The organism is Arthrobacter sp. Y3221157, from assembly GCF_059089865.1.
The window spans coordinates 44,203-70,850 of the sequence record NZ_JBNHFD010000009.1 but is presented as its reverse complement, the minus strand read 5'-3'; the positions used below and the strand labels follow the sequence as shown (position 1 = coordinate 70,850).

Genomic DNA, 26,648 nt, shown 5'->3' with positions numbered 1-26,648 from the left:
GGTAAACCATTGCCCATTCGTGCAGGCCGAAGCAGCCGAACTGCGCCGGCCGCGCCGCGGTGCCCCGCAAGATGATGCCGGCAAAAGCCACCGCGGAAAGCCCTCCTTGAGGAAGAGGCCGGCCATGATGGCCACCAGGATAGGGCTGACGTTGATGAGCAGGGCGCTCGTGCCGGCATCAAGGACATGCTCGGCGGCGTTGAGCGCCACGTTATAGCCGCCGAACCACATGACCCCGTAGGCCAGGATGGGCCACCACTCGTGCCCCCGCGGCAGCTTCCGGCTCTTCAGCAGTTGCGGCAGCACCAGGAAGGACAGTACGACGGCGGCAACCGCCAGCCTGCCGAGCGTCAGGGATCCGGGGGAGAAGTGCGGCCCGATGGCCCGGATGCCCACGAAGGCCGAGGCCCAGAACACCACCGTGACCGCCATCGCTGCCACGCCCCGGGCCTTGGCCGGGGAGGCTGCCGGGAGGGACTCGGAATTGTGTTTGCGGGTGGGGACGGTTGAGGGCATGGAGCCAATGTATCGGGACCGGACAGCCCGGGGCTGGCGGAAATCGGCCATGTCTAGGCAACTTCCTGCCAATCTTGCAGAGCCCTTGAGCGGGCGCGGCCGCCGCCCTCGGCTAGGATGCGGATTATGGTCTCAAACCCTGCTCCGCCCCGCGATAAGGCACGCCTCGTCAGGACAATCATTTGGATCGTGCTGGCCGTCATCGTGATTGGCGGGGCCGTCTGGTTCGCACTCTCGGTAGCTGGAAAGCAGCAGCAGGCGGCGCCCCCTGTGGCGGGCGCGGAACAACTGGTCCGGGCGGACAGCCACCGGCTCACCACCCCGGCGGTTGAGATGGCCCAGCTGGTGGAGTTCCTCGACTTCGAGTGCCCGTCCTGCGGTTCCATCCACCCCGTGGTGGAGGAGCTCAAGGCGGAGTTCGGGGACCGGATCACGTTCGTGCACCGGCACTTCCCGCTGTCGATGCACCCGAACTCGGGCCAGGCCGCCCTCGCTGCCGAGGCTGCCGGGCAGCAGGGCCAGTACCAGCAGATGGCCAACAGGCTTTTCGAGACCCAGCCCCAGTGGGCCGGCAGCCAGCAGTCCCAGGCACCGCTGTTCCGCACTTACGCGGAGGAGCTGGGGCTGGACCTGGCCCTGTATGACGCCGCCGTCGCCGACCAGCAAACGGAGGAGCGGATCCTGGCGGATATCGCTGACGGAAAGGCACTGGGAGTCAGCGGCACCCCAACCTTCTTCCTGAACGGCGAAAAGCTGGTTCTCTCCACCAAAGCGGACTTCCGTCAGAAACTCGCTGACGCCGTCGAATAGCGGCGCACTGGATTGTTGCGCTGCCGCTCCAGGGGCCCCGCGGCTACTTCGCCGCGGCCCACTCCAGCAGCCGTTCCACCGGCCATGTGGTGATGATGCGGTCCTGCGGGACGTCGTTCCGCGCAGCGCGCTCGGCGCCGTACTGAAGGAAATCGAGCTGGCCGGGCGCATGCGCGTCGCTGTCGATTGAAAACAGGCAACCGGCCTCCAAGGCGAGCTGGATCAGCGGATCAGGCGGATCCTGCCGCTCTGGCCGGGAGTTGATTTCCACTGCCACATTGTTCTCGACGCAGGCGGCAAACACTTCCTCGGCATCGAACTCCGACGGCGGGCGGGTACCCCGCGAGCCCTCCACCAGCCGGCCGGTGCAGTGGCCAAGCACGTTCGTATGCCGGGCCTGGATGCCGCCGAGCATCCGCCGGGTCATGGTTTTCCGGTCTGCGCGCAGCTTTGAGTGGACGCTGGAAACCACGATGTCCAGGCGGTCCAGCAGCTCCGGGTCCTGGTCCAGCTCGCCGGATTCCAGGATGTCCACCTCTATCCCCGTCAGCAACCGCACCTTGCCCTCCGGCTGCCCGTTGGGCGTGGACTGCCCGTCGGCGTTGATCGCCGCCACCACATCGAGTTGCCGGATGAGCCGCTCCGCTGACAACCCGTTGGCGATGGTGAGGTTGGGCGAATGGTCGGTCAGCGCCAGGTACTCCCGCCCGAGCACCCCGGCGGCCGCCACCATCAGCTCAATGGGGGAGCCGCCGTCGGACCAGTCGCTGTGGCTGTGCAGGTCCCCGCGGAGGGCGCTGCGAAGTTCACCGCCGCCGGAGGCCAGCGGCTGGGCGCCCTTTTCCCGCAGGTCGGCCAAATAGTCGGGGACACCGCCCGCCACCGCCTGCTGGATGACCTGGTAGGTCCGGTCGCCGATGCCCTTCATGGATTTCAGCCGGCCGGTCCTGGTCCGCTCGGCCACTTCTGCAGCCGGCAGCGGGCTGATGGCCGCGGCTGCTTTCCGGAAGGCCTGGACCTTGAAGGTGGCCGCGCGTCCGCGCTCCAGCCAGAAGGCAATTTCGTTGAGCGCTGCGACGGCATCCATCAGTCCATCTTCACCTGTTCTCCCTGTTCAGGCACGGGGTTTTTGGCCGATTTTGGATTATCAGGAACTAGGCCCTATAGTTTTAGAGTCCAGTTCGGAGAACGCAAAGGACAAAGACGGAAAGCCTCGCTTTACGCCTTTTATTTTGCTCCGAACGGGTTCTGGCCCCCATCGTCTAGCGGCCTAGGACACCGCCCTTTCACGGCGGCGGCACGGGTTCGAATCCCGTTGGGGGTACGCAAGGAACTGGTCAAGCAGGCTAAAAAAGTCTGGTAGGCTGGAAGCCTTGAAAAAAGCGGTAGAGATACTGCAAAAGCAAGAAACGCAAGGCCCTGTAGCGCAGTTGGTTAGCGCGCCGCCCTGTCACGGCGGAGGTCGCGGGTTCAAGTCCCGTCAGGGTCGCTCTGATTGTTGGAAGCAATTCCGGCTCTCATGGTGACTAGTCACCTAGGCTCTGTAGCTCAGTTGGTAGAGCGTTCGACTGAAAATCGAAAGGTCACCGGATCGACGCCGGTCGGAGCCACCACTGGGAAGCATCAGTTCTTCGGAACTGGTGCTTTTCTTATTTTCCGGGCCTACAGTTGTAAGGCCCGCACCAGGCACGTCTCGATCCCGGCATCAATACCCCTGGGGCCAGCGGTTCTCCGGCCCTGAGCCTCTTTTGATGCCGTAATGCACCGCCGCGGACACGCGGCGCCAGCACAAGAGAACACTAGTCTGAGCGCCATACAGCGCATAAGGAGAAACAGGGAATGTCCGCCTCACCTGGCACCAGGACCATCAGCCAACCACCCGGGGAAACACCGCCGGCCGTGAAGGAGGAGGCGGGGCATCAACCCCGTGCCGGCGGCTCGAAACTGGCGCGGTGGGTCTTCTGGCCGGCAGCCGCCGTCATCGTCATATTTGTCCTGTTTGCCACGATCTTTCCGGCGGCCGCCACCGATCTCTTCACATCCGTCCAGGGCAACGTCATCAGATGGTTTGGCTGGTACTATGTGGCAGCCGTTGCGCTTTTCGTTGTGTTTTCCCTGTGGATCGGCCTCAGCCGCTACGGCGATATCAAGCTGGGCCACGATGACGACGAGCCGGAGTTCTCCGTGATGTCCTGGTTCGCGCTGCTCTTCGCGGCGGGCATGGGCATTGGCCTTGTCTTCTTCGGTGTGGCGGAGCCCCTGAATCATTTTGCCGCTCCCAGGCCCGGTGTTGAAGGCTCCCCGCTGGAGCTCGCCCAGCAGGCCATGACGCAAACCTACCTTCACTGGGGCCTTCATGCCTGGGCCATCTACGTTGTGGTGGGCGTATCCATCGCCTACGCCGTACACCGCAGGAACCGCCCCATCTCCATCCGGTGGACGCTTGAGACGCTCCTGGGCCGCAGGCGCGTCGCCGGCGCGTGGGGCAACCTGATCGACATCGTGGCCCTGGTGGGGACGCTGTTCGGCGTCGCCACGTCGCTCGGCCTGGGCGTCCTGCAGATCTCGGCAGGCCTTGAACAGGCAAACATCCTCCAGGCCACCACCATGACGCAGATCGGGTTGATCCTCTGCATCATTACCCTGACCATCATTTCTGTCGTGTCGGGCGTGGGCAGGGGCATGAAATGGCTCTCCAACATCAACCTGGTCCTGGCTGGGCTGCTGATGCTGGTGGTGCTGTTTACCGGCCCCACGCTTTTCCTGCTGCGTGAGTTCGTGCAGTCAATCGGGCACTACTTCCAGAACGTCGTCGGCCTAACTTTCAATACTTTGGCTTTCTCCGGCGCAGAGGGTGAGGCTTGGCAGGCCGCCTGGACCACCTTTTACTGGGGCTGGTGGATTTCGTGGGCGCCGTTCGTGGGCATCTTCATCGCCCGCATTTCCAAAGGCCGCACCGTCCGGCAGTTCGTCGCAGGCGTCCTCCTGGTACCCACCGCCCTGGGCTTCCTGTGGTTCTCCGTCCTTGGCGGTGCCGCCATCCACCGGGAGCTGTTCGGTGCCGGAGGCCTTATCGGCGACGACGGCAGCGTGGACACCGAGGGTGCGCTGTTCAACCTGCTGGGAAGCCTTCCCGGCGGGGTTGTCCTCACCCTGGGCGCAATTCTCCTGATCGCCATTTTCTTCATTACATCGGCGGATTCCGGCGCCCTTGTCATGGGCATGATCTCAACCGGCGGAGACGTGGAACCGAAGAACTGGCTGCGCGTCTTCTGGGCGCTGTCGGCCGCTGCCGTTGCCATTACCCTGCTCCTGGCCAATGGCCTGCAGGCGATCCAAACCGCGGCCATCCTCACCGCCGTGCCCTTCAGCGTGGTGATCATCCTGATGAGCATTTCCACGGCCAAGGCCTTCCACCGGGAACATCAGACCCTGATCCGCGCACAACGCAAGTTGGCCCGGGACCAGATGACCGCCCACGTCACCGAGCAGGTCCAGGATTCCATGCACGATTCCGTACAGGAGCATTACCAGGAGCACGTTGCTGAACAGATTCAGGAATCCGTGCACGAGCATTACCAGGAGCACCTGGCGGACCAGGTCAGCGAGGCCGTCCAGGCGCAGTTGACCGAGCGTTTGGCTACCGGCGAGGTTCCGCAAGTAAAGGCACCGGGAACTCCCAAGACATAGCCCCGGCTCCCTGGCCTGGCCGTTCCGCGAGACCGTGTCCGGCCAGGCTCCCCTTGTCAGGGTTCGCACTAGTCGGAGTGTGGCTGCGCTCACGAATATTCGGCCAGTGCAGGTCCAGCCCGAAATAAATCGTCCGTCATCTGTAACATTTGACGGCTTAAAAGCGATATGTCACGCGCGCGCAGTGAAAAGTGTAAGCGCTTGCACAACCGGGTGGAACTCGGTTTTCGACGCCGCGAAACACGGTTTGAAATGCCGTGAAAGGCCTGCCTAGCGTGGAGACCGGCCCGGATATCCCCGGTATCACCACGGGCCGCATCTGGGACACCACCCACGTCCCGCCCCTCGACACGACGGCGTCCTCGATGACGCCTGCCAAGTTGTCGGGGCTCGCCGGAGTGCGGGGGACCAGGGCATCCGCCCGTCTTCCACGAACAGTTTCAACTCCGCGAGAAGAGCAAAAATGCACAAGCACCCCCAAGCACCTCGGATGCTGCGGTGGCGGTCCGCCGCCGCAGCACTGGCAACAGCCGTGGCTGCCTCGACCTTCCTTGCCGTCCCGTCGGCGCAAGCCAACGAGCCTGCCGATCCGCCGGCCGCCGAGCAGATGCCGGCACCCACCCCGGGCTTCCCTCTCCCCACGGAACACACCCAGCAGGCCCACGATCCGGCGGCGGACTTCACCTCCAAGTGGACCCGCGCCGATGCCAGCCAGATCATGGCGCAGAGCGACACCACGGTGGCTCCCGGCCAGAACTCCATGAGCCCGGACGTCACCATGCCGGAAATCCCCGAGGATTTCCCCACCATGAATGAGGACGTCTGGGTCTGGGACACCTGGTCCCTGACGGACGAGCACGCCAACCAGATCAGCTACAAGGGCTACGACGTCATCTTCTCGCTCGTCGCCGACCGCCACGCGGGTTACAACTTCGACCAGCGCCACTGGAACGCCCGCATCGGCTTCTTCTTCCGCAAGACCAACGCGGACCCGGCCAAGGACAAGTGGAACTACGGCGGACACCTCTTCGTGGATGGTTCGTCCATCGGCAACACGGAATGGTCCGGCTCCACCCGCCTCATGCAGGGCAACCACGTGAACGTGTTCTACACGGCCACCACCTTCCACGACGTGGCCGAGCGGAACACGGGCGGCGGCGGCATTGCCCCGGACGCGGCCATCGCCAAGGCCCTCGGCAACATCCACGCCAACGAGGAACGCGTCTGGTTCGACGGCTTCGAGCACACCAAGCTGCTGGAGCCGGACGGCAAGATGTACCAGACCAAGGAACAGAACCCGGGCTTCGCCTTCCGCGACCCGTTCACCTTCGCCGACCCGGCGCACCCCGGCAAGACCTTCATGGTTTTCGAAGGCAACACTGGCGGCAACCGCGGCGAGTACCAGTGCACCGAGGAAGACCTCGGCTACCGTGAGGGCGATGCCAACGCAGAATCCCTCGACGAGGTGAACAGCAGCGGCGCCTACTACCAGACCGGCAACGTGGGCCTCGCCGTGGCGGACAACAAGGATCTCACCAAGTGGTCCTTCCTGCCGCCGATCCTCTCCGCAAACTGCGTCAACGACCAGACGGAACGTCCCCAGATCTTCATCCAGAACGAGGACGGCAAGAACAAGTACTACCTGTACACGATCAGCCACCAGTTCACGTACGCAGCAGGCATGCGCGGCCCCGACGGCGTCTACGGCTTCGTGGGCGACGGCGTGCGCTCCGACTACCAGCCGGTCAACAACTCCGGCCTGGCCCTCGGTTCGCCCACCGACCTCAACCTGCCTGCCAACAACCCGAGCGGCACCATCTCCGGCCAGCAGAACGGCCGCCAGTTCCAGGCCTACTCGCACTATGTTCAGCCCAACGGACTGGTCCAGTCGTTCATCGACAACGTCAACGGTGTCCGCGGCGGCTCCCTGTCCCCGACCGTGAAGATCAACTTCAAGAACGGCGTCACGCAGGTTGACCGCAGCTTCGGCCAGAACGGCCTCGGCCCGTTCGGCTACTTGCCCACCAACGTCAAGGTGGGCGGCCAGGGCCACTACAAGTAGGCCGCGTCACAGCCGCACCGCCGCTGCTTCAGCGGCACCGCCCAGGCGGGGTTGCTCTTGGGGGCATCCCCGCCTGGGTCCTTTAACTACTGTCCCTCAGTTAACAGCGCAGCACCGCAGGCTAGGGATAGGGTTGGATCAACAGAAGGGGGAGTGCCTGATGGAATACCAGAACCCACAACCCGAGCCGGGCATCCGCAGCGGCGCCGCGCCGGTTCCTGTCCCGGCGCCCGGCTTGGGACGGACCGTGATTTCGGAAACCGCCGTGGCCAAGGTGGCAGGGATCGCCGCCCGCGCTGTTCCCGGCGTCTACTCCCTGGGCTCGGTCCCGTCCCGCGCCCTGGGGGCCATCCGGGACGCCGTAGGCAGCAGCTCCGACCATGCAGCCGGGGTCCGTGCCGAGGTGGGAGAAACCCAGGTTGCAGTGGATATCAGCCTCGTGGCGAGTTACGGCACGCCGCTGCATGCCCTCGCCAACCAGGTGCGCGCCGCCGTCTACCGGGCGGTGGAGGAACTGGTGGGGCTCCAGGTCATCGAGGTGAACGTCGAGGTCACCGATGTCTACGTACCGCCTCCCGTTAAGCCGGTCACCGGAACCCCTGAAAGGGAGGCATTGCTGTGAGCCTGACACTGGCAGGTGCCGCCATGGGCGCCTTCGTGGCCTTCATGTCCCTCCAGTTCGGGCTATGGGGGTTCCTGGTATCCCTGCTCTTCATGGCCATCGGGGCACTCCTGGGCCGCGCCGCCGAGGGGAAGCTGGACCTCCGCGGCGTCCTCGATGCCATCATCGGCCGGCGCTCATCATCATGAGCACGCCCGCCCCGGCAATGCGGGGACAGGTGCTCAGTGGCCACAACCGCATCAGCACGCAGGCGCTGACGAGCCTCGCCAAGGCGGCGGCTGCAGCGGCGTTTGACGTTGACGCCCAGGACGTCCGGGCAGACTGGACGGACGACGACGGCCTGCTGGCTTTGTCCCTTGTCACGCCCATCAGCATCCCGCCTCTAAAAACAGTCGTCCTGGACCCGGCGCGGGTGGAGAGGTTCGGTGGTTCCATCTGGGACCGGACGGTCCAGGCCAAAACCCGCATCCTGGAGACCGTTACGGAGCTCAGCGGTGCCAGGTTGAGCAGGGTGGACATCCGCATCAGCGGCGCAAGGATCAGTGAAGGAGGCCGGGTCCGGTGAGCAGCAGGGTGGAACCCGCGGCCAGGCGGTCCCGGGGTGAGGAGGGCCGCCGCGACGAGGGGCGGGGTGTGGACATGCGCCGCGTGGCCTACCGCGAAACGCACTCCACGCGCGCCGCGGTCGCCATCGTCGCTGCCGTGCTGGTCATTGTGCTGGCGGCCTACGGACTCCTGGAAGCAGCGGTGCACGCCATCGGCCAGCCTGCCTGGCTTATGGAGCCCCAGGTGGCTGCGCAACGCATTGTGGAGCTTCCCGCCGGGATTTCACCGCTGCTGCTCGGCGCCGTCGGCGCGGTCCTTGCGATGGCCGGCCTTATCTTCCTGCTTAACGGGATACTCCCGGGGCGGCGGGCGCGGCACCTCCTCTCGCGTGCCGGACAGGCTTCCGGAGGCCCCGTCGTCGTGGTTGACGATGAAGTCATCGCCTCATCACTTGCCCGCCGTGCCCGGCTGGCGGCAAACGTGACGCCGGAGCAGGTGATGGTGGTTGTTTCGCAGCGCCAGGTCCTGGTGAATGTCAGGCCCACGTCCGGCGTGCCGGTGGACGACGGGACAGTCCTCGCCGCCGTCCAGGAGGAACTGGGCCAGATGGGGCTGGAGCCGTCGCCCGAAGTCCGGGTCCATGTAACGCCGACGGGAGTGATTGGGGCATGAACAGCACGCCAAGCCTCCTCAACCGGATACTCCTCACAGTCCTGGGGCTGGTACTCCTTGCCGTCGGCGTCCTGCTGATGCTGCTGGCAACCGTCCCGCCCGTGACCGCCTGGTGGCAGTCCTGGTCCCCGGGGATCTGGGCCGGGATCAACCAGGTCTTCAACGCCACCAGGTTCCCGGGGCGCACCGAAAGCTGGCTCTGGATTGTGGTGGCCCTGGTGCTGCTGCTGATGATCGGGCTGATGGTGGCCTGGATTGCCCAGCAGGGCAAGGGCCGGTCCAGCCTGTTGGCCGCCGAATACGATCCGGGCGATGTTCCCGGTGACGTCCGCATCGGCGGGGGAGTGGCGGAACAGGCCCTCAAGCATGCGCTCGCGGGGCGGCCGGACCTCGCCGGTTCCACGGTAACAACCTATGACGTCAAGGGCTCACCCGCGTTGAAAGTCCGGCTGCTGCCGCGCCAGGGCGTGGCGCCGCACCTGCTGGCAGCCGAGGTCACCGGCCTGCTCGCCGCGCTCGAAACGGTTGTCGGCAAGGAAACACCGGTCCTCGTCCATATCGGGGCGGGGGCACGGACGCGCTTCGGCCGTGCCGAGCGCGTCCGCTGATCACCCTACTCCCGCTCCAGGTAGACAGCGCAGTCGACCGGAACCTCCCGCGCAGCAGCCAGCTCTTCGGCGGGAACAGGTCCGCTGGCCAGCGCCACCCGGTATCCCGCCGGGATGGGAGCGGATGCAAACCCCATGTTTGCGAGGACCAGGACATCGCCGTTGCGGAACGCCAGCAGCCCGGCGTCCGGAGCGTGGATATCATCCCACTCCAGGGTGCCCAGGCCCAGCCTGCGCCCGGAGCGGAAGGCAAGGGCAGCCTTGTAGAACTCCAGGGTCGAGCCCTCCTCTCCCTCCTGCTGGTCAGCCGCGAGGGGGCCGAAACTCTCCGGCTGCGGAAGCCATGGCCGTGCCTGGCTGTGCCCGGACGAGAAGCCGTAACCGGGCAGGTCGGCGGCCCAGGGCAGCGGCACCCGGCAGCCGTCCCGGCCAATCTCAGCACCGTTCGTCCGGAAAAATGTGGGGTCCTGCCTGGCACCGGCCGGAAGCGTGGTGTGTTCCGGCAGCCCCAGTTCCTCGCCCTGGTACAGGTAGGCGGAACCGGGCAGCGCCAGGGAAAGCAGCGTTGCGGCCCGGGCGCGGGCCAGTCCCAGGGCGGAGTCCGGCTGCTCATCATCCGCGGCCAGGCCCTTGGGAAAGGTAGTGGGGTCGGGAAGCCCGAACCGGGTGGGGTGTCGGACGGTGTCATGGTTGCTCAGCACCCAGGTGCACGGCGCCCCCACTGAGGCGGCGGCCGCCAGGGACGCCTCGATTGCGGCCGCCATGCGCTCGGCATCCCAGCCCGCCAGAAGGAAATCGAAATTGAAAGCCTGCTGCATCTCATCCGGCCGCACGTAGCGGGCCAGCCGTTCCGCCGGTTCCACCCATGCTTCGGCCACCATCATCCGGTCGCTGCCGTACTCCGCCAGCACCCGGCGCCAGTCACGGTAAATGTCGTGCACGCCCTCCTGGTCGAAGAAGGGCGACGGCGGGTAGACCGGGGAAACGGCACGGTGCGGCTCCTCGACGTCGGTGTGTGCCCCCGGTGCATCACCAGGCGGCAGCGTCAGGCTGTGCGTTCCTTCCACCATGGCCGCCGCGCCGTCCCAGTCGGGAAGGCCCTTTTCCTTGACCATGCCGTGCGCAACGTCCACCCTGAAACCGTCCACGCCGCGGTCCAGCCAAAACCGGAGGACGGACCGCATCTCCTCGTGGACCTCGGGGTTCTCCCAGTTGAGGTCGGGCTGCCGGGTATCGAACAGGTGGAGATACCATTCGCCGGGTGAACCGTCCGGCCCGGTCACGCGGCTCCACGCCGGACCACCGAAGATCGACTTCCAGTTGTTGGGTGCCTGGTTGCCGTCCCCGGACTCCGGCACGCTGTCCTTGCCGGGGCGGAAGATGTAGCGGTCCCGCTCAGGGGAGCCGGGCGCCGCCTTGAGGGCCTCCTGGAACCATGCGTGCTCATCGGAGGTGTGGTTGGGAACCAGGTCCACGATGACCTTCAGGCCCCGGCTGTGGGCATCCTGCAACATTGCATCGAAGTCGTCGAGGGACCCGAACAACGGGTCCACCTGCCGGTAGTCCGCCACGTCGTACCCGCCGTCGGCCTGCGGCGACTTATAGAAGGGGGACAGCCAGATGGCGTCCACTCCCAGCTTCTCGAGATACGGCAGGTGTTCAATCACACCGCGCAGGTCACCCATGCCGTCCCCGTTTCCATCTGCGAAGGAACGCGGGTAGATCTGGTAGACGACGGCGTCTGCCCACCATTCCGGCTGGGTGTGACCGGAAGCGGGAACGGCCAGGTTGGACATTTGGTTCCCCTCAGATAACTTTTTGATGTAAACGCTTGCATTGCACGCAGCAACCTTACTAGTGTGACAGTCACCACATCAACCTCACCTAGCAAGCGCACCGTCGACTTACTTGTCACTCAGCGAGGAGCTTCAAGCTAATGAAAACCCCTAGATTCCTTCTTCCGGCTGCCACGGCCGGCATCCTGGCCCTGACCCTGTCCGCGTGTGCGGGCGGTGGCGGCGGAACCACGGGTGGCGGCGGCGGCGGCGGTGGCGACGCCGAAGCCAACCTCGAAGGCCGCGGTCCCATCACTTACGTGCAGGGCAAGGACAACAGCAACGTTGTGCGCCCGCTGCTGGAGAAGTGGAATGCTGCGCATCCTGACGAACAGGTTACGTTCAAGGAGCAGACAGACCAGGCAGACCAGCAGCACGACGACCTGGTCCAGAACTTCCAGGCCAAGAACGAAAATTACGACGTCGTCAGCGTGGACGTTGTCTGGACTGCGGAATTCGCTGCCCGCGGCTGGCTGCAGCCGCTCGAAGGCGACATGGCCATCGAGACCGACGGCATGCTCGAGCCCACCATCGAAGCCGGCTCCTACAAGGACAAGCTCTACACGGCCCCCGTATCCTCTGACGGCGGCATCCTCTACTACCGCAAGGACCTTGTCCCTGAGGCTCCCAAGACCTGGGACGAAATGATGGGGATGTGCTCCATCGCCAAGGAGAACAACATCGGGTGCTACGCAGGCCAGTTCAAGCAGTATGAAGGCTTGACGGTCAACGCTTCCGAAGCCATCAACTCTGCCGGCGGTAGCGTGTTGGATGACGACGGCAAGCCCAGCCTTACCACGCCGGACGCCGAGCAAGGCCTGAACAACCTGGTGGAGGCCTTCAAGAACGGCAACATTCCGGCCGAAGCCATCACCTACCAGGAAGAGGAAAGCCGCCGCGCCTTCCAGGAAGGCAAGCTGCTGTTCCTCCGCAACTGGCCGTACGTCTATAACCTCGCAACCACCGAAGGATCGTCCCAGGTGAAGGATGTGCTGGGCATGGCTGCCCTGCCCGGCAAGGACGGTCCGGGTGCCTCTTCCCTCGGCGGTCACAATGCCGCCATCAGCGTTTACTCCAAGAACAAGGCCACAGCACGGGACTTCGTGAAGTTCCTGATCGAAGAAGAGCAGCAGAAGTTCTTCGCAACGCAGGGCTCGCTGGCCCCGGTCCTTGGCGATCTTTACGAAGACGAGGAACTCGTTTCCAAGCTGCCGTACCTGCCCGTCCTGAAGACCTCGATCGAGAACGCCGTACCGCGACCGGTGACTCCGTTCTACCCGGCCGTGACTAAGGCAATCCAGGAGAACGCGTACTCCGCATTGAAGGGTGAGAAGTCTGCTCAGCAGGCATTGTCCGACATGCAGAAGTCCATCGAGTCCGCCGGCGCAGGATCGTAGTCAGTCATGGCAACCGAATTGGGCCCGACGCCGGCAACAAAGCCGGCGTCGGGCGGCGCCCCGGTCCACCATGGACCCAAGGGCGTCGGAGAAGACAACAAGATCTTGAGCCAGGGCAAGTGGGCAACATGGCTGCTGGCACCCACCATCGTCGCGCTGGCTGTAGTGATCGTTTACCCCATCATCAGTGCCATCGTGATGTCCTTCCAAAAGGACGCAGGGCTGGACCCCGCCACGGGGCTCTTCACTGCCGGTGGCCCGGCCGGCATCCAGAACTATGTGAACTGGCTGGGCCAGCAGTGTGCAGCACCGGGAGGGGGTACGGTTGCCTGCCCGCCAGGAACTCTAGGCGGCCAGTTCTGGACCGCAACGGGAACCACTTTCTTCTTCACGGTCGTCACAGTTGCCTTCGAGACCATCCTCGGGTTCTGGATGGCCCTGATCATGGCGCGGTCCTTCAAGGGCCGCAGCCTGGTCCGTGCAGCTGTGCTGGTGCCGTGGGCCATCCCCACTGCCGTAACTGCCCAGCTGTGGCTGTTCATGTTCGACTTCAATGGAATCGTCAACAAGCTGTTCAGCGCTTCCATCCTCTGGACCGGCAGTGAGTGGCCGGCTAAGTGGGCCGTGATCATCGCCGACACTTGGAAGACCACACCGTTCATGGCGCTCCTGATCCTGGCGGGTCTCCAGATGATCCCGGCGGATGTTTACGAGGCCGCAAAGGTTGACGGCACCACTACCTGGCAGCGGTTCCGGCTGATTACGCTTCCTTTGGTGAAGCCGGCGCTGATGGTGGCCATCCTGTTCCGCACCCTTGACGCGCTCCGCATGTTCGACCTTCCGTACATCCTGACGCAGGGTGCCAACAACACCACCACGTTGTCCATCCTGGTGATCAACCAGATCAGGCAAGGATTCAATTCGGCCGCAGCATTGTCCACCATCACGTTCCTGATCATCTTCCTGGTGGCGTTCATCTTCGTGCGCTTCCTTGGTGCCAATGTGGTGGAGCAAAGCGGGGCCACCGGTAAGGGGAAGAAATGACAACCACGGCTGCCTCCACGGCATTGCGGGCGGAGCAGGACAAAGGGCGCAAGATGGCCCAGACCCGGGAGAAATGGGCCAGCGCACGGACGTACGTCAGTGCCGCCGTTATTCTCATCTGGTGCCTTGCACCCGCCTACTGGATGGTGGTCACGGCCTTCCGCGAAGTGGGGTTCACCTACGACACCACGCCGTGGCCCACACATGTGACCATGGACAACTTTGCCACTGCGTTCGATACCTCGTTCGGCAACAGGTTCGGTCAAGCACTCCTGAACAGCATCATCATCGGTGTCACGGTGACCGTGATCTCGCTGATTATCGGGGTGTTCGCGGCGTACGCTCTGGCCCGTCTGAATTTCCGGTTCAAGTTCCTGGTGCTGGGATTCATCCTGGGTGCCTCCATGTTCCCGGGCGTTGCCCTCATCACGCCGCTGTTCCAGTTGTTCACCAACATCGGTTGGATAGGCACTTACCAGGCACTGATCATCCCGAACATCTCCTTCGTCCTGCCGCTCACCGTCTACACCCTGACCTCCTTCTTCCGTGAAATGCCGTGGGAACTGGAAGAGTCAGCACGCGTGGACGGCTGCACCCAGGGCCAGGCGTTCCGTAAGGTGATCATGCCGCTGGCCGCGCCAGCAATCTTCACGACGGCGATCCTGGCGTTCATTTCCTCCTGGAACGAGTTCCTGATCGCCAGCCAGCTGTCCAACGAGGCCACGCAACCGGTGACGGTTGCCATCGCCAGCTTTGCCGGGGCACAGCCCAACCAGATTCCATACACGGCCATCATGGCTGCGGGCACCATCGTCACCATTCCGCTGGTGATCCTGGTGCTTGTGTTCCAGCGCAAGATTGTGGCCGGCCTGACGGCGGGTGCAGTCAAGTGACAGGCGATGCTTCCCGCTCCCGCTCCACGGGGGCGGGAAGCGACCGCAGGCGCGTCCGATCCGGCGAGGACTTTGACATCATCATCGGGTTCCTTGGTTTTTGGGCCCTGGTCCTGCTGGTGGTCACCGTCTGGATGGAAGTGACTGCGCAGCCCGCACTCGGCTGGGCCCTGGGGCTGCTGGCCACGCTCCTGGCGCTGTACGGCATGGTCCGTTTGCGGCGGAAGCTCCCCGAACGCAGGTAGCCGGGCGAAGGCCAGTCCGTCACGGTTTAACGCCGCGTGGCCGGGGAGTGGGAAAATACGAAGGCTCGGGGGAGTGCAGGGCGAGCGGCAGCTTCAGGCTGCATGGAGTTATTGAGGGGACACGGTGGCACGCACAACAGAAAGATCCCAAAGGGGCGGCCACACGGGAGTCAGCATCGAGGACGTTGCGGCAGCTGCCGGTGTCTCGACTGCCACAGTGTCCCGGGCCGTCCGTGGCCTGCCCCGCGTGTCGCCGGCTACCCGCGAACGAATCCTTGAGGTAGCCGGCAACCTGGGCTATGTGGCCTCATCTTCCGCATCCGGGCTCGCCACCGGCCGCACCAAGACCATTGGCGTGCTGGCCCCGTTCGTCAGCCGCTGGTTCTTTTCGAAAGCCATTGAGGGAGCGGACCGGGAACTCCACGCCCGGCAATACAACCTCTCCCTGTTCAACCTCGGCGGCCACGGCAGCAACCGGGAGCGGCTCTTCAGCAAAACCATGGTCTATAAGCAGATTGACGCCCTGCTGGTCCTTTGTATGGCGCTGACCCACGAAGAGCTGGACCACCTGCAGAAAATCGACATTCCGCTGGTGGTGGTGGGCGGACACGTCGAGGAGTGCGCCTACATCGGCATTGACGACTACGCCGCCGCCTCCACAGCCGTGCGGCACCTGATCGACCTGGGCCACCGCGATATTGCACTGCTCCACGGCGACGACGAGACGGACCTGAACTTCGACGTTCCCAGGGTCCGGATCCTCGCCTTCAAGGATGTTATGACGTCCGCCGGATTGCCCACCCGCCCGGAGTGGGACGAATGGGGCGACTTCACGGTCCGCAGCGGGCAGGAGGCCTTCCGCCGGCTGTGGGCACGTCCCGGTGCCAAACCCACAGCCATCTTCTGCGCCTCCGACGAGATGGCCATGGGTGTCATCTTCGAGGCCCAACGCATCGGCGTCCGCGTGCCGGAGGAACTGTCAGTCGTGGGGATCGACAACCACGATTTTGCGGACGCCATGGGGCTGACCACGGTGGGGCAGCGGCCTGACGAACAGGCTGAGCTGGCCACCAAGATGCTCCTTGACGAACTGGACGGCGAGGTGGGGTCGGTGCAGTCCGCCGTCGCACCGCATGAACTCATCGTCCGGCGGACTACCGCGCCGCCCCCGGCCAAGCGTTCCGCCGCATGATTCCGGCGTCCTGACAAGGGACCTTCTTGCGACGTGACGCAGGTCAGGATGCGCGCGCCAACTGCCGGATGGGGATCCAGCGGGAGGCCAGGCGCCGGTAGGCTGCCGCAGCTCCGGTCATGTCACCCTCCGCGAGGCATTCGATGCCCAACCGGATGTCCATGGGGGAATCGTCCGGATACACCTTGTCCGCCACGGCACCGTAGTCAAGCTCCACCATCGATTCCACATGGAACTGCTCCAGCCACTCGGTGAGCTGGGCAAGGTCGTCCAGCATGTCCAGGTCCGGGGCCGCCAGGGCAAGGTTGGCAACCGCATAACGGGCACGTTCCAGGGCGTCGGTGATCGATGCCCACACCCGGACCGTGAGGATCCGGCCGGCTGCCTCCACCACGTCCTTGTGGTCCGACTCCATGAACAGCGAAAACCAGCTGAACGGGATCCCCCAGGTTGACGCCCGGGTATGCACCCGGATGGAACCGTCGCGGGCCTTGACCTGGTCGATCCGTTCCTGGTGCTTGTCCCGCTGTTCCTCGGGGATCAGCAGCTCCGCAAGCGGGCCGTGGATTCCCTCCATCAGGGCGTTGGCCGCCAGGCCTGCACGGAGGACCAGCTGGCTGGGACAGTACAGCAGCACCGGCTCGGCGTCAGCGCCGTCGTCGGCCGCTCCGCCCTGGGGAGCGGGGGCCGTGGTGACCCGCACCAGGTCGGTCCGTCCAGTGGGAAACGGGTCCCCGCCTGAACGGGTGATGCGCCCCAGCGAGGCGAGCAGTTCGGCGTTTTCGACGGCGGCACGCGAGGCTGTGCGTGCACCAGCCGCCTGGATGGCGGCGCGTTGCTCTTCCGGGAACGCGTCCAGCGGTTCGTAGACCCGCAGCGTGGAGGAAAAAGGCAGGCCTGCCTGGCCCCGGTAGAGGTTTCCCGTCATCGCGGTCTCCTTATCTGGGTCCAGGTGGCCGTCATCAGTCCGCCAGTTCCACCAGCACGGGGGCGTGGTCCGAAGCGCCCTTGCCCTTGCGTTCCTCGCGGTCAATGGAGGCACCGGTAACCCGGCTGGCCAGCGCGGGGGAGGCGAGGACGAAGTCGATGCGCATGCCTTCCCGCTTGGGGAAGCGCAGCTGGGTGTAGTCCCAGTAGGTGTATACACCGGGGCCGGGAGTGTAGGGGCGCACCACATCGGTGAAGCCGGCGGATTCGAAGGCGTGGAAAGCGGCGCGCTCCGGTGGGCTGACATGGGTGTAGCGGTTGTTCACGAACAGGTCGATGTCCCAGACGTCCTCATCGAACGGCGCGATGTTCCAGTCGCCCATCAAAGCCACCTGAGCCTGCGGGTTCTCGGCGACCAGGCCCTGGGCGTGCGTCTTGAGGCTCTCCAGCCATTTAAGTTTGTAGGGCATGTGCTCGTCATCCAGCGACCGGCCATTGGGAACGTACAGGCTCCAGATCCGGATGCCGGCGCAGGTGGCGGCCATGGCCCGGGCCTCCTGCACGGGGTCCTTTCCGGCCTTGCCGAACGAGGGCTGGTCAAGGAAGGTCCGTTCGACGTCCTCCAGACCCACCCGGGAGGCGATCGCCACGCCGTTCCACTGGTTCACACCGAAGTGGGCCACCTCGTAGCCCATCCGCTCAAACAGTTCCCACGGGAAGTTATCGTCCTTGCACTTCGTCTCCTGGATAGCCAGGACGTCGCAGTCGCTGCGCTGAAGCCAGGCTTCGACGCGGTCTGCGCGGGCACGGAGCGAATTTACATTCCAGGTAGCTATCTTCACAGTTCCTAACTTACCGTGGCTGCACTGCAGCAGGTAAAGCAGGGCGGGGCGTTCCGAAGTTCCCGCGGGCGGGGTATCCGGCTAATGGAACTTAGTTGGAAGTCCGAGTATATTCGCAACCAGAGATGACCTGGGCCACAAAAACCGGAACACTGCGAAGGAGCATCAGCCATGGTGCGCGAGCTGTCCCATTACGTCGGAGGCCGGCATGCGGAGGGTAGGTCCGGACGGTTCGGGGATGTCTTCGACCCCTGCACTGGCCGCGTCCAGGCCCGGGTTCCGCTGGCGGGCCGGGATGAGGTGCAGGACGCCATAGCCGCCGCCGGGAAGGCGCAGCCTGGATGGTCGGCCATGAACCCCCAGCGGCGGGCCAGGATCCTCCTGAAGTTCGTGGACCTGGTGAACTCGCAGATGGACGAGCTGGCGCGGCTGCTGTCCGCGGAGCATGGCAAAACCCTTGCCGACTCCAAGGGGGATATCCAGCGCGGCCTGGAAGTGGTGGAGTTTGCCGCCGGCGCTCCCCACCTGGTCAAGGGCGAGTTTTCCAGTGACGCCGGGGCCGGGATCGACATCCATTCGCTCCGCCAGCCGCTCGGCGTCGTGGCCGGCATTACGCCGTTCAACTTCCCGGCCATGATCCCCCTGTGGAAGTCCGGCCCGGCCCTGGCGGCGGGGAACGCCTTCATCCTCAAACCCTCTGAGCGGGACCCCTCGGTACCGCTCCGGCTGGCGGAACTCTACAGCGAGGCGGGCGTTCCGGACGGCGTGTTCAGCGTGGTCAACGGGGACAAGGAAGCCGTGGATGCCATCCTTGAAGACCCGCGGATTAAGGCGGTCGGCTTTGTTGGGTCCACCCCCATTGCCCGGTACATTTACGCGACGGCGGCCGCGCACGGGAAACGGGCCCAGTGCTTCGGCGGAGCCAAAAACCATATGGTGGTCATGCCGGATGCGGACCTGGACCAGGCCGCGGATGCACTGATCGGTTCCGGTTACGGCTCCGCCGGCGAACGCTGCATGGCCATCTCCGTGGCAGTCCCGGTAGGCCGGGAGACCGCGGACCGGTTGGTGGAAAAACTGCAGGAACGGGTCAAGGAACTCCGGGTGGGCTCCAGCATGGCGCCGGACTCGGACTTCGGGCCCGTGGTGTCAGCCGCTGCCAAGGAACGCATCGAGGGCTACATCGGGGCGGGCGTGGACGAGGGCGCCACCCTCCTGGCCGACGGCCGCGGATTCACTGTGGAAGGCTACGAGGACGGCTTTTGGGTGGGCCCCACGCTCTTCGACCATGTCAGTCCGGATATGGCGGTGTACCGCGAAGAGATTTTCGGGCCGGTCCTGAGCGTGGTCCGCGCGTCCGGCTACGAGGAAGCGCTGCGGCTCTGCACTGACAACCCGTACGGCAATGGCGTCGCCATCTTCACCCGCGACGGTGACGCTGCCCGGGACTTCGCCACCCGCGTGGACGTCGGCATGGTGGGCATCAATGTCCCCATCCCCGTGCCACTGGCCTACTACACCTTCGGCGGCTGGAAGGCGTCCGGCTTCGGCGACCTGAACCAGCACGGCGCGGACGCCTTCCGGTTCTACACCAAGACAAAGACCGTCACCACACGCTGGCCCTCCGGCATCCGGCAGGGATCCAGCTTCATCATGCCGGAAGGAAGCTGATGACGGAACGTGCGCCAGACGGACCGGAGGTGCTGTTCGAGCGGCGGGGCCCGCTGGCGGTGATCACCCTGAACAGACCGCGGGCAGTCAACGCACTCACCGCCGGCATGGTGGGCATGATCCTGCATCAGCTCACTGCGTGGGCGGGCGACGACGGCGTGGCCACCGTCCTGGTCCAGGGCGCCGGAGAGCGGGGCCTCTGCGCAGGCGGGGACATCGTGGCCATCTATGAGGACATCCCGCACGGCGGCAAGCGGACCGCGGACTTCTGGCAGGCCGAGTACCGGATGAACTCCCTGATAGCGCGATACCCCAAACCGTACGTGGCCCTCATGGACGGCCTGGTCCTTGGCGGCGGGGTGGGCATTTCCGCCCACGGCTCCGTCCGCGTGGTCACCGAGCGGACCAGGACAGGGATGCCGGAAACCACCATTGGCTTCGCCCCCGACGTCGGCGGGACTTTCCTGCTCGCCCGCGCGCCGGGGGAGACGGGAACCCACGCGGCGTTGACAGGAGCGCACCTGGACGGACCGGACGCCCTGTACCTGGGCCTTGCCGACCATTACGTCCCGTCCACCCGTTTGCCCCACCTGGTGGCGTCGCTCGAAAGCGAGAGCCCGGTAGCCGCCGTCGGACGCTGGGCCGGGGACGCCCCGCCCTCCGCCCTGGCGGGCCAGCGGGAGTGGATTGACGCCTGCTATGCGGAACCGGATGCCGGGGACATTGTCAGCCGGCTCCGTACCTGGCAGGGCCACGGGTCAGCGGAGGCCAAGCAGGCCGCGGATGCGATTGAGGCAAAATCGCCAACTTCGGTCAAGGTGACGCTGGAATCGGTGCGCCGGGCCCGGGGCCTGACGCTGGATGAGGCCCTCGCCGAGGAATACCGCGTGGGCCTGCGCTTCCTCTCCGGCCCTGACTTCCGGGAGGGCATCCGCGCCCAGGTGGTGGACAAAGACCGTACTCCGCGCTGGCAGCCGCCCACACTCGGCGAGGTACTCCCGGAGCATGTGGCCCGTTTCTTCCAGCCGCTGGACGGCGGGGAACTGGACTTTGGCACAGCGTTGGACAAGGGCACAGCGGCAGACCTGAAGTTAAAGGAGACGGACCATGCCTGACAAGTACACCGTGGCGTTCCTGGGCCTGGGACACATGGGCATTCCCATGGCTGCGAACCTGGTCACGGCAGGGCATGCCGTGGCCGGCTACGACGTGGTGCCTGCCGCGCTGGAGGCCGCCCGCGCCAGGCAGATTCCGGTGGCAGCCGGCGCCACCGAGACGCTCGCCGGTGCCGACGTGGTGCTGACCATGTTCCAGAGCGGCCAGCAGGTGCTCGACGCATACCGCGGGACCGGTGACAGGCCCGGCCTGCTGGCGGCGGCTGCCCCGGAGACCATGTTCCTGGACTGCTCAACCATCAACGTTGACGAGGCACGCGAGGCGGCCCGGCTGGCAGTCGAGGCAGGGCACCGCTCCGTTGATGCCCCCGTTTCCGGTGGCGTGGTGGGAGCCGAGGCGGGAACCCTCACCTTCATGGTGGGCGCGGAGGAGGCGGACTTCGAGGCTGTCCGGCCCCTGTTGGAGGTGATGGGCAAACGGGTGGTGCATTGCGGTGCCCACGGCGCCGGCCAGGCGGCCAAGGTCTGCAACAACCTCATCCTTGGCGTTTCGATGATCGCCGTCAGCGAGGCCTTCGTCCTGGGGGAGAAGCTGGGACTCAGCCACCAGGCGCTCTTCGACGTTGCATCGGCAGCCTCCGGGCAATGCTGGGCATTGACCACGAACTGCCCCGTCCCCGGCCCTGTCCCCACCAGTCCGGCCAACCGCGACTACCAGCCCGGGTTCGCCGGCGCGCTGATGGCCAAGGACCTCAACCTTGCCGCCAACGCCCTGCGCAGCACCGGCGTCACCGGGCGGATGGGGCAGCTGGCAGCCGAGATCTACGATACTTTTGCCGCGGAAGGCGGTGCCGGCCGGGACTTCTCGGCGATCATCACCGACATCCGGGCAAAATCCGTCGCCGGAGCACCGGCGGCACCAGGCGCGGCTGCGCCACCAAACACCGCCGAGTCCGGCACAGCAATGAAAAAGGCACCAACAGAGCATGACGACGGGAGTCCTGAATGACGGAGTACGCCAACATCCTGGTGGAGCAGCAGGGGCGGGTGGGGCTGGTCACCCTCAACCGGCCGCAGGCGCTGAATGCGCTGAACAAGGCCACCATGGAGGAATTGGTCGCCGCCGTCACAGCGATGGATTCAGACCCCGGAGTGGGGGCCGTGGTGATTACCGGATCGGGCAAGGCCTTCGCCGCCGGAGCCGACATCAAGGAGATGGCGGCCCAGGGCTACATGGACATGTACGCGGCCGACTGGTTCCGCGGATGGGAGGACCTCACCCGCCTGCGCATCCCCACCATCGCCGCCGTATCGGGTTTCGCCCTGGGCGGCGGCTGCGAGCTGGCCATGATGTGCGATCTCATCATCGCCGGCGACAACGCCAAGTTCGGCCAGCCCGAGATCAACCTGGGGGTGCTGCCCGGGATGGGCGGGTCGCAGCGCCTGACCCGTGCCGTGGGCAAGGCCAAAGCCATGGACCTGATCCTGACGGGCAGGTTCATCGGTGCCGAAGAGGCCGAACGCAGCGGCCTGGTGTCCCGGGTTGTCCCCGCCGAGGACGTGGTGGCGGAATCCCTCAAAGCCGCGGAGGTCATCGCATCCAAGTCCAAGCCGGTGGCCATGGCGGCTAAGGAAGCCGTGAACGCCGCCTTCGAAACCGGGCTCGCGCAGGGCGTCCTGTTCGAGCGCCGGCTCTTCCACTCCCTGTTTGCCACCGAGGACCAGAAGGAAGGCATGGCGGCGTTCACGGAGAAGCGCCAGCCGGATTTCAAACACCGGTAAGGGCCTGCGACTCCCGGTAGGTGGCGAGGTCCCGTTCCATTTCCTCCGCCATCAGATGGTTGTTGATGGCGACGGCGGTCCATGCGGCTGATGCGGCCGACGCCAGCACCTGCGCCTTCATGTCCGTGACGTTGCCCGCGGCCCAGACGCCGGGAACTGCGGTGGCACCGTCGGCAGCCGTCTCAAGGTAGTCGCCGATTCCCATGGTGTGCGGTGACGGGGACAGGCAACGGCCGGTAAATGCCTGGACCCGGGCAGAGGTCCGTGCACCCACCACCAGGGCGTCAAGGGCAACCTCCGGGCCGCCTGCCAGTGCCACCCCGCGCAGGGCGTCGCCTTCCACCCGGAGGGTTTCCACGGCGCCGGCAACCACCCTGACGCCCCGCGCTGCCAGTTGTTCGAGTTCCGGTTCCGAAGGGATGATGCGCTCGTTGAGGAACAGGGTGATGTTGCTGCTCCACTGCCGGAACAGCAGGGCCTGGTGCACGGACCACGGCCCGTTGCCCAGGACGCCGATCGCCTGGTCCTGCACCTCCCAGCCGTGGCAGAACGGGCAGTGCAGCACGTCCTTGCCCCACCGCTCCCGCAAGCCGGGAACTCCGGCAGTTCGTCCACCAGGCCGGTGGCAACCAGGAGCCGCCGGCCGCGGATCTGCCTCCCGTCGTCGAGCTTTATCCCAAAGCCCTGCCGCACGTCGCCGGTGGCGGCAATTGCCTCTCCGCGGAGAATCACCCCGCCGTAGCCCTCCACCTCGGCGCGTCCGGCGGCCAGCAGGGCTGTGGGGCTGATCCCGTCACGGGAGAAGAAGCCGTGAACGCCGTGCGCGGGGGCGTTGCGCGGATCGCCGCTGTCCACCACGGCCACGGACCGGCGGCTGCGGCCCAGCATCTGGGCTGCACTGAGGCCTGCGGCACCGCCGCCGACGATAATGACGTCATAGAAGGGATCATGGGAGCTTGAATGCGTGTTTTCAGTCATGCGTCCATGGTCCGATCACGCGCTGACTTCCGCAAACAACTTTGCCGTTATGGCAAAATGGGCGGATGGATGAAAACCTCGACGACGTCCTGGCGGCCGTGGGCCCGCGGTTGAAGGCCCTCCGGGTCAGCCGGGACGTCACGCTGACGGCGCTGGCGGAGGCCACCGGAATCTCGGTCAGCACGTTGTCCCGGCTCGAAGCCGGCCAGCGGCGCCCCAACCTCGAACTGCTCCTGCCCCTGGCCAAGGCGTACCACGTGCCGCTTGATGAACTGGTGGGAGCGCCGGCGACGGGCGATCCGCGTGTGCACCTTCGCCCCATCGAAGCACGGGGGATGACCATCATTCCGCTGACCCGGAAACCGGGCGGTATCCAGGCCTACAAGCACATCCTGCCGGCCGGACGGCTGGAGGAACCCAGTCCGCAGGTGCACGAAGGCTACGAGTGGCTGTATGTCCTGAACGGAAAACTGCGCATGGTGCTGGGCAGCCAGGACCTGGTCCTGGGGCCAGGCGAGGCGGCGGAGTTCGATACCCGCATCCCCCACTGGTTCGGCAGGGCTGATGGCGGGGCGGTGGAGTTCCTCAGCCTGTTCGGCACGCAGGGCGAACGGATGCACGTGAGGGCAAAGCCCGCCTCCAAGAGATAGGGGGTTCGCCGGGCTGTCAGGTTTCCCCCAGCCCCGTAAAGTAGACAGGACCGCAGGAAGTTTGCAGCGGAAATGGGGGAGAAGCAGATGCGGGTACCGGCGGCGGGTACGGCGGACGGACTTGGCGGCCTTGTTGGCGTTGCTGTGCAGGCAATCGACAGGCTGGGGGAATGGGGTGTAGGAGCCTTCACCCTCGCCGAAACGGTACTGCCACCCATCCCGAGCGAGGTGATCCTTCCGCTGGCGGGCTACCTTGCCAAGCAGGGGGCCCTCAATCTGTTCCTCGTCTTTGCCACCAGCCTGTTTGGCGCCTACGCCGGTGCGCTGTTGCTCTATTGGCTGGGTGCGAAGCTTGGGCTGGAACGCTCGATCCGCGGGCTGTCCAAACTTCCCCTGGTGGACCGGGAGGATTTCGAGCATGCGGCTGAATGGTTCCGCCGCCATGGCCGGTCTTCCATCTTCTTCGGCCGGCTCCTTCCCGGTGTCCGCAGCCTCATTTCGTTGCCGGCCGGGGCCTCCGCCATGCCACTGGGAACCTTCAGCCTCTACACGCTCGCCGGAAGCGGGCTGTGGAACGGTGCCCTGATCGGACTGGGGTACGCCCTGGGCACCCAGTACCGGCTCATCGAGCAGTACTCCCGGTTCCTCAACTACGCGGTGTATGCGGCACTGGCCGTCACTGTGGTCCTGCTGGCTGTCCGGAGGGTGAAGCGGGCCAAGGCGAACCGCTGACCGGCTGCTCCCCCGCATTCAGTCCGCGAAGTCGCCCGCATTCCTGCGGAAGTCACCCAGGATCCGGATCAGGAGGTCCACGTCCGCGGGGCTGAATCCGGGATCACTGAACACCTCACTGTTCAACGCCGCCGTGGAACGTTTTGCCAGGCTGCGCCCCTCGCCGGTGAGGGCGATCAGCGTGGTGCGGCCATCCGTCGGGTGGGGGGAGCGGGCCACCAGCCCGGCGCGTTCGAGCCGGTCCACGGCGTTGGTGACCGACGTCGGATGGACCTGGAGCAGGGCGCTCGCCTTCTTCATGGGCAGGGATCCCTTCCGCGTAAAACTCAGCAGTGCCAGGAGCTCATAGCGGGCAAACGTGAGGCCGAACGGCTTAAGGGTGGCCTCGATTCTTGCAAGAAGGATCTGCTGCGTCCGCATAACGGCGGTGATGGCTGCCATGGGCGCCGCAACTTCTGCCCACCCGTGCTCCTCCCAGTTGCGCCGGGCCTCGGCAATGGGATCGCGTGGCAAATGCGTGCCCATACAGCCCCTTTCCGGAAAATCCTGTGAATATACTAGGACATCCAACGGTTTGGCGAGGGAGGAATTCCGTGCAGCCCCAGGAGCATGGCGGCAGGCCGCCCTTTCCGGACGCGGACCTGCTCCATGTTGTGGAACTCCTCCCGCCTGCAGAACGGCAACGTTATGCGCGGACCCGGGAATTTCTGCAGGCATCCGTCCGGCCGGCATCCCTCGGCTACTGGAACCGCGAGGAGTTTCCGTTCGGCCTGCTGCAGGACATGGCCGGCCACGGACTGGGGGCCCTGCAGGTGGATGGCAGCTCCGCCCTGTTCAAAGGGCTGATGTACGCGGAGCTGGCCCGCGCCGACGTCTCCCTCTCGGCGGTTGCCGGCATCCACAATGAGCTGATCGTGGGCATGATCAGCCAACTGGGCTCCGAGGAGCAGAAGAGCCGCTGGCTGCCCGGGCTCAGGGGCTTCACCGCACTGGGGGCCTTCGCCCTGACCGAGCCCGGCCACGGTTCGGACATCTCCCGGGGTCTGGAAACCTCCGCCACGCTCGAGGGCGGCGAGTGGGTCCTCAATGGGGTCAAGCGCTGGATCGGCGCCGGGACCATCGCCGATTTTGCCCTCGTCTGGGCGCGGGACCAGGCCGACCAGGAGATCAAGGGCTTCATCGTGGAGACCGGCCGTCCCGGTTTCACTGCTACCAAAATTGCCAACAAAATTGGACTGCGCATCATGCAGAACGCGGACATCACGCTGGAGGATGTCCGGATCCCGGCCGGCAACCTGCTCCCCGGGGCCGCCCACTTTGCAGCCGCCCAAGGACTCCTCCGGGATTCCCGGGCGTGGGTGGGCTGGCAGGCCGCCGGCATCCAGTTCGCCGCGTTCGACGTTGCCCGGGACTATGCGCTGGGCCGGCACCAGTTCGGCCGTCCCCTCGCGGGATTCCAGCTAATCCAGCAGCAACTCGCTGACATCCTGGGCAACGCTTCGGCATCCCTGGCATTGATGGTTCAGCTGGCGCGGCTCCAGGAGGAAGGCCGGCTGGAGATGGCGCAGGCTGCCATGGCCAAGGCCACCACCACGCGGCTGGCCCGGGCAACAGTTGCGATGGGACGGTCGCTGCTGGGCGGCAACGGCATCAGCGGTGACTACGGCATGGCCAAGCTGTTCGGTGATGCCGAGATCCTCTACACCTACGAAGGCAGTTACGAGATCAATTCACTGCTGGTGGGGCGGGCCGTCACCGGCATTTCCGCCTTCACCTAAGCCCCGCCTGTGCCTGCGTGGCGACCAGCGGGCGTTGTCCC

General features: G+C 65.5%; 26 protein-coding genes, 3 tRNA genes and 1 pseudogene. 23 read left to right on the top strand and 7 right to left on the bottom strand.

Features of this window, described 5'->3' with window-relative positions; translation table 11 throughout:
• Positions 1-516 (bottom strand): DMT family transporter (locus AC5RTT_RS04965; RefSeq protein ID WP_494144260.1); only part of this gene is annotated, 516 nt, incomplete at its 3' end.
• A gap of 126 nt (positions 517-642) precedes the next feature.
• On the opposite strand from AC5RTT_RS04965, the gene AC5RTT_RS04960 reads away from it, so the two are divergent.
• Complete coding sequence (locus AC5RTT_RS04960) at positions 643-1,326, top strand: DsbA family protein (protein WP_494144259.1); 684 nt, start codon at positions 643-645, stop codon at positions 1,324-1,326.
• Between the two features lie 43 nt (positions 1,327-1,369).
• Here the strand turns inward: AC5RTT_RS04960 and AC5RTT_RS04955 are convergent, their stop codons facing one another.
• Positions 1,370-2,413, bottom strand: coding sequence for a PHP domain-containing protein (locus AC5RTT_RS04955; RefSeq protein WP_494144258.1), 1,044 nt, complete (start codon positions 2,411-2,413; stop codon positions 1,370-1,372).
• Between the two features lie 164 nt (positions 2,414-2,577).
• Between AC5RTT_RS04955 and AC5RTT_RS04950 the strand changes: the two genes are divergently transcribed.
• The 10 genes from AC5RTT_RS04950 to AC5RTT_RS04905 all read left to right on the top strand — a co-directional run bounded on the left by AC5RTT_RS04950 (position 2,578) and on the right by AC5RTT_RS04905 (position 9,526).
• Positions 2,578-2,650: transfer RNA gene (locus AC5RTT_RS04950), tRNA-Glu, on the top strand.
• A 91-nt stretch (positions 2,651-2,741) separates the two neighbouring features.
• Positions 2,742-2,815, top strand: a tRNA-Asp gene (locus AC5RTT_RS04945).
• A gap of 48 nt (positions 2,816-2,863) precedes the next feature.
• Positions 2,864-2,939, top strand: a tRNA-Phe gene (locus AC5RTT_RS04940).
• 226 nt (positions 2,940-3,165) lie between these two features.
• Positions 3,166-5,016 (top strand): BCCT family transporter, encoded by a 1,851-nt coding sequence (locus AC5RTT_RS04935; protein ID WP_494144257.1) that lies wholly within the window; start codon positions 3,166-3,168, stop codon positions 5,014-5,016.
• Positions 5,017-5,479: 463 nt separating this feature from the next.
• Positions 5,480-7,078: a glycoside hydrolase family 68 protein gene (locus AC5RTT_RS04930; RefSeq protein ID WP_494144256.1), complete on the top strand. Its 1,599-nt coding sequence runs from the start codon at positions 5,480-5,482 to the stop codon at positions 7,076-7,078.
• 160 nt (positions 7,079-7,238) lie between these two features.
• Complete coding sequence (locus tag AC5RTT_RS04925) at positions 7,239-7,700, top strand: Asp23/Gls24 family envelope stress response protein (RefSeq protein ID WP_494144255.1); 462 nt, start codon at positions 7,239-7,241, stop codon at positions 7,698-7,700.
• On the top strand, positions 7,697-7,888 hold the full coding sequence (locus AC5RTT_RS04920; RefSeq protein ID WP_494010915.1) for a hypothetical protein: 192 nt from the start codon (positions 7,697-7,699) through the stop codon (positions 7,886-7,888). The genes AC5RTT_RS04925 and AC5RTT_RS04920 overlap by 4 nt, the downstream gene beginning before the upstream one ends.
• Positions 7,885-8,265, top strand: coding sequence for a hypothetical protein (locus AC5RTT_RS04915; protein ID WP_494144254.1), 381 nt, complete (start codon positions 7,885-7,887; stop codon positions 8,263-8,265). Before AC5RTT_RS04920 ends, AC5RTT_RS04915 begins: the two co-directional genes overlap by 4 nt.
• Positions 8,262-8,918: a hypothetical protein gene (locus AC5RTT_RS04910; protein ID WP_494144253.1), complete on the top strand. Its 657-nt coding sequence runs from the start codon at positions 8,262-8,264 to the stop codon at positions 8,916-8,918. The genes AC5RTT_RS04915 and AC5RTT_RS04910 overlap by 4 nt, the downstream gene beginning before the upstream one ends.
• Positions 8,915-9,526 carry a hypothetical protein gene (locus AC5RTT_RS04905; RefSeq protein ID WP_494144252.1) on the top strand — a complete coding sequence of 204 codons (612 nt, stop codon included), beginning with the start codon at positions 8,915-8,917 and terminating at the stop codon, positions 9,524-9,526. The genes AC5RTT_RS04910 and AC5RTT_RS04905 overlap by 4 nt, the downstream gene beginning before the upstream one ends.
• 5 nt (positions 9,527-9,531) lie before the next feature.
• Here the strand turns inward: AC5RTT_RS04905 and AC5RTT_RS04900 are convergent, their stop codons facing one another.
• Positions 9,532-11,322: a glycoside hydrolase family 13 protein gene (locus AC5RTT_RS04900; RefSeq protein WP_494144251.1), complete on the bottom strand. Its 1,791-nt coding sequence runs from the start codon at positions 11,320-11,322 to the stop codon at positions 9,532-9,534.
• A gap of 140 nt (positions 11,323-11,462) precedes the next feature.
• On the opposite strand from AC5RTT_RS04900, the gene AC5RTT_RS04895 reads away from it, so the two are divergent.
• From AC5RTT_RS04895 to AC5RTT_RS04875, 5 genes are all read left to right on the top strand, one after another.
• Entirely contained in the window at positions 11,463-12,758 is a 1,296-nt protein-coding gene (locus tag AC5RTT_RS04895; RefSeq protein ID WP_494144250.1) for an ABC transporter substrate-binding protein, read from the top strand.
• A gap of 6 nt (positions 12,759-12,764) precedes the next feature.
• Positions 12,765-13,802, top strand: coding sequence for a carbohydrate ABC transporter permease (locus AC5RTT_RS04890; RefSeq protein WP_494144249.1), 1,038 nt, complete (start codon positions 12,765-12,767; stop codon positions 13,800-13,802).
• The gene (locus AC5RTT_RS04885; RefSeq protein ID WP_494144248.1) at positions 13,799-14,695 is read left to right on the top strand and encodes a carbohydrate ABC transporter permease; all 897 of its coding nucleotides are present in this window, start codon (positions 13,799-13,801) and stop codon (positions 14,693-14,695) included. The genes AC5RTT_RS04890 and AC5RTT_RS04885 overlap by 4 nt, the downstream gene beginning before the upstream one ends.
• A complete protein-coding gene (locus tag AC5RTT_RS04880; RefSeq protein WP_494010907.1) occupies positions 14,692-14,940 on the top strand; it encodes a hypothetical protein in 249 nt (82 codons plus the stop codon). The genes AC5RTT_RS04885 and AC5RTT_RS04880 overlap by 4 nt, the downstream gene beginning before the upstream one ends.
• A 124-nt stretch (positions 14,941-15,064) precedes the next feature.
• Positions 15,065-16,132 (top strand): LacI family DNA-binding transcriptional regulator, encoded by a 1,068-nt coding sequence (locus AC5RTT_RS04875; RefSeq protein ID WP_494144247.1) that lies wholly within the window; start codon positions 15,065-15,067, stop codon positions 16,130-16,132.
• Positions 16,133-16,175: 43 nt separating this feature from the next.
• Here the strand turns inward: AC5RTT_RS04875 and AC5RTT_RS04870 are convergent, their stop codons facing one another.
• Together AC5RTT_RS04870 and AC5RTT_RS04865 are read right to left on the bottom strand one after the other, a co-directional pair.
• Positions 16,176-17,060, bottom strand: coding sequence for a DUF8083 family protein (locus AC5RTT_RS04870; RefSeq protein ID WP_494010905.1), 885 nt, complete (start codon positions 17,058-17,060; stop codon positions 16,176-16,178).
• A 34-nt stretch (positions 17,061-17,094) separates the two neighbouring features.
• Positions 17,095-17,901, bottom strand: coding sequence for an exodeoxyribonuclease III (locus AC5RTT_RS04865; RefSeq protein WP_494010904.1), 807 nt, complete (start codon positions 17,899-17,901; stop codon positions 17,095-17,097).
• A 171-nt stretch (positions 17,902-18,072) separates the two neighbouring features.
• On the opposite strand from AC5RTT_RS04865, the gene AC5RTT_RS04860 reads away from it, so the two are divergent.
• Genes AC5RTT_RS04860 through AC5RTT_RS04845 form a run of 4 tightly spaced genes read left to right on the top strand, consistent with a single transcriptional unit; the run spans position 18,073 to position 22,469 of the window.
• Positions 18,073-19,572, top strand: coding sequence for a CoA-acylating methylmalonate-semialdehyde dehydrogenase (locus tag AC5RTT_RS04860; protein ID WP_494144246.1), 1,500 nt, complete (start codon positions 18,073-18,075; stop codon positions 19,570-19,572).
• Positions 19,572-20,687 (top strand): enoyl-CoA hydratase/isomerase family protein, encoded by a 1,116-nt coding sequence (locus tag AC5RTT_RS04855; RefSeq protein ID WP_494144245.1) that lies wholly within the window; start codon positions 19,572-19,574, stop codon positions 20,685-20,687. The genes AC5RTT_RS04860 and AC5RTT_RS04855 overlap by 1 nt, the downstream gene beginning before the upstream one ends.
• Entirely contained in the window at positions 20,680-21,696 is a 1,017-nt protein-coding gene (gene mmsB, locus AC5RTT_RS04850; protein ID WP_494144244.1) for a 3-hydroxyisobutyrate dehydrogenase, read from the top strand. Before AC5RTT_RS04855 ends, mmsB begins: the two co-directional genes overlap by 8 nt.
• On the top strand, positions 21,693-22,469 hold the full coding sequence (locus tag AC5RTT_RS04845; RefSeq protein ID WP_494144243.1) for an enoyl-CoA hydratase: 777 nt from the start codon (positions 21,693-21,695) through the stop codon (positions 22,467-22,469). The genes mmsB and AC5RTT_RS04845 overlap by 4 nt, the downstream gene beginning before the upstream one ends.
• Here the strand turns inward: AC5RTT_RS04845 and AC5RTT_RS04840 are convergent.
• Positions 22,456-23,357: pseudogene (locus AC5RTT_RS04840) on the bottom strand (NAD(P)/FAD-dependent oxidoreductase). The gene AC5RTT_RS04845 and the pseudogene AC5RTT_RS04840 overlap by 14 nt on opposite strands.
• Before the next feature lie 155 nt (positions 23,358-23,512).
• Here AC5RTT_RS04840 and AC5RTT_RS04835 point away from each other — a divergent pair.
• Both AC5RTT_RS04835 and AC5RTT_RS04830 read left to right on the top strand, forming a co-directional pair.
• A complete protein-coding gene (locus AC5RTT_RS04835) occupies positions 23,513-24,097 on the top strand; it encodes a helix-turn-helix domain-containing protein (RefSeq protein ID WP_494144242.1) in 585 nt (194 codons plus the stop codon).
• Between the two features lie 72 nt (positions 24,098-24,169).
• On the top strand, positions 24,170-24,829 hold the full coding sequence (locus AC5RTT_RS04830; protein WP_494144241.1) for a DedA family protein: 660 nt from the start codon (positions 24,170-24,172) through the stop codon (positions 24,827-24,829).
• Positions 24,830-24,847: 18 nt separating this feature from the next.
• On the opposite strand, the gene AC5RTT_RS04825 is transcribed toward AC5RTT_RS04830, so the two are convergent.
• Positions 24,848-25,354 carry a MarR family winged helix-turn-helix transcriptional regulator gene (locus tag AC5RTT_RS04825; RefSeq protein ID WP_494144240.1) on the bottom strand — a complete coding sequence of 169 codons (507 nt, stop codon included), beginning with the start codon at positions 25,352-25,354 and terminating at the stop codon, positions 24,848-24,850.
• A 68-nt stretch (positions 25,355-25,422) separates the two neighbouring features.
• Here AC5RTT_RS04825 and AC5RTT_RS04820 point away from each other — a divergent pair, with 68 nt between their 5' ends.
• A complete protein-coding gene (locus AC5RTT_RS04820) occupies positions 25,423-26,607 on the top strand; it encodes an acyl-CoA dehydrogenase family protein (protein WP_494144239.1) in 1,185 nt (394 codons plus the stop codon).
• Positions 26,608-26,648 lie beyond the last annotated feature (41 nt).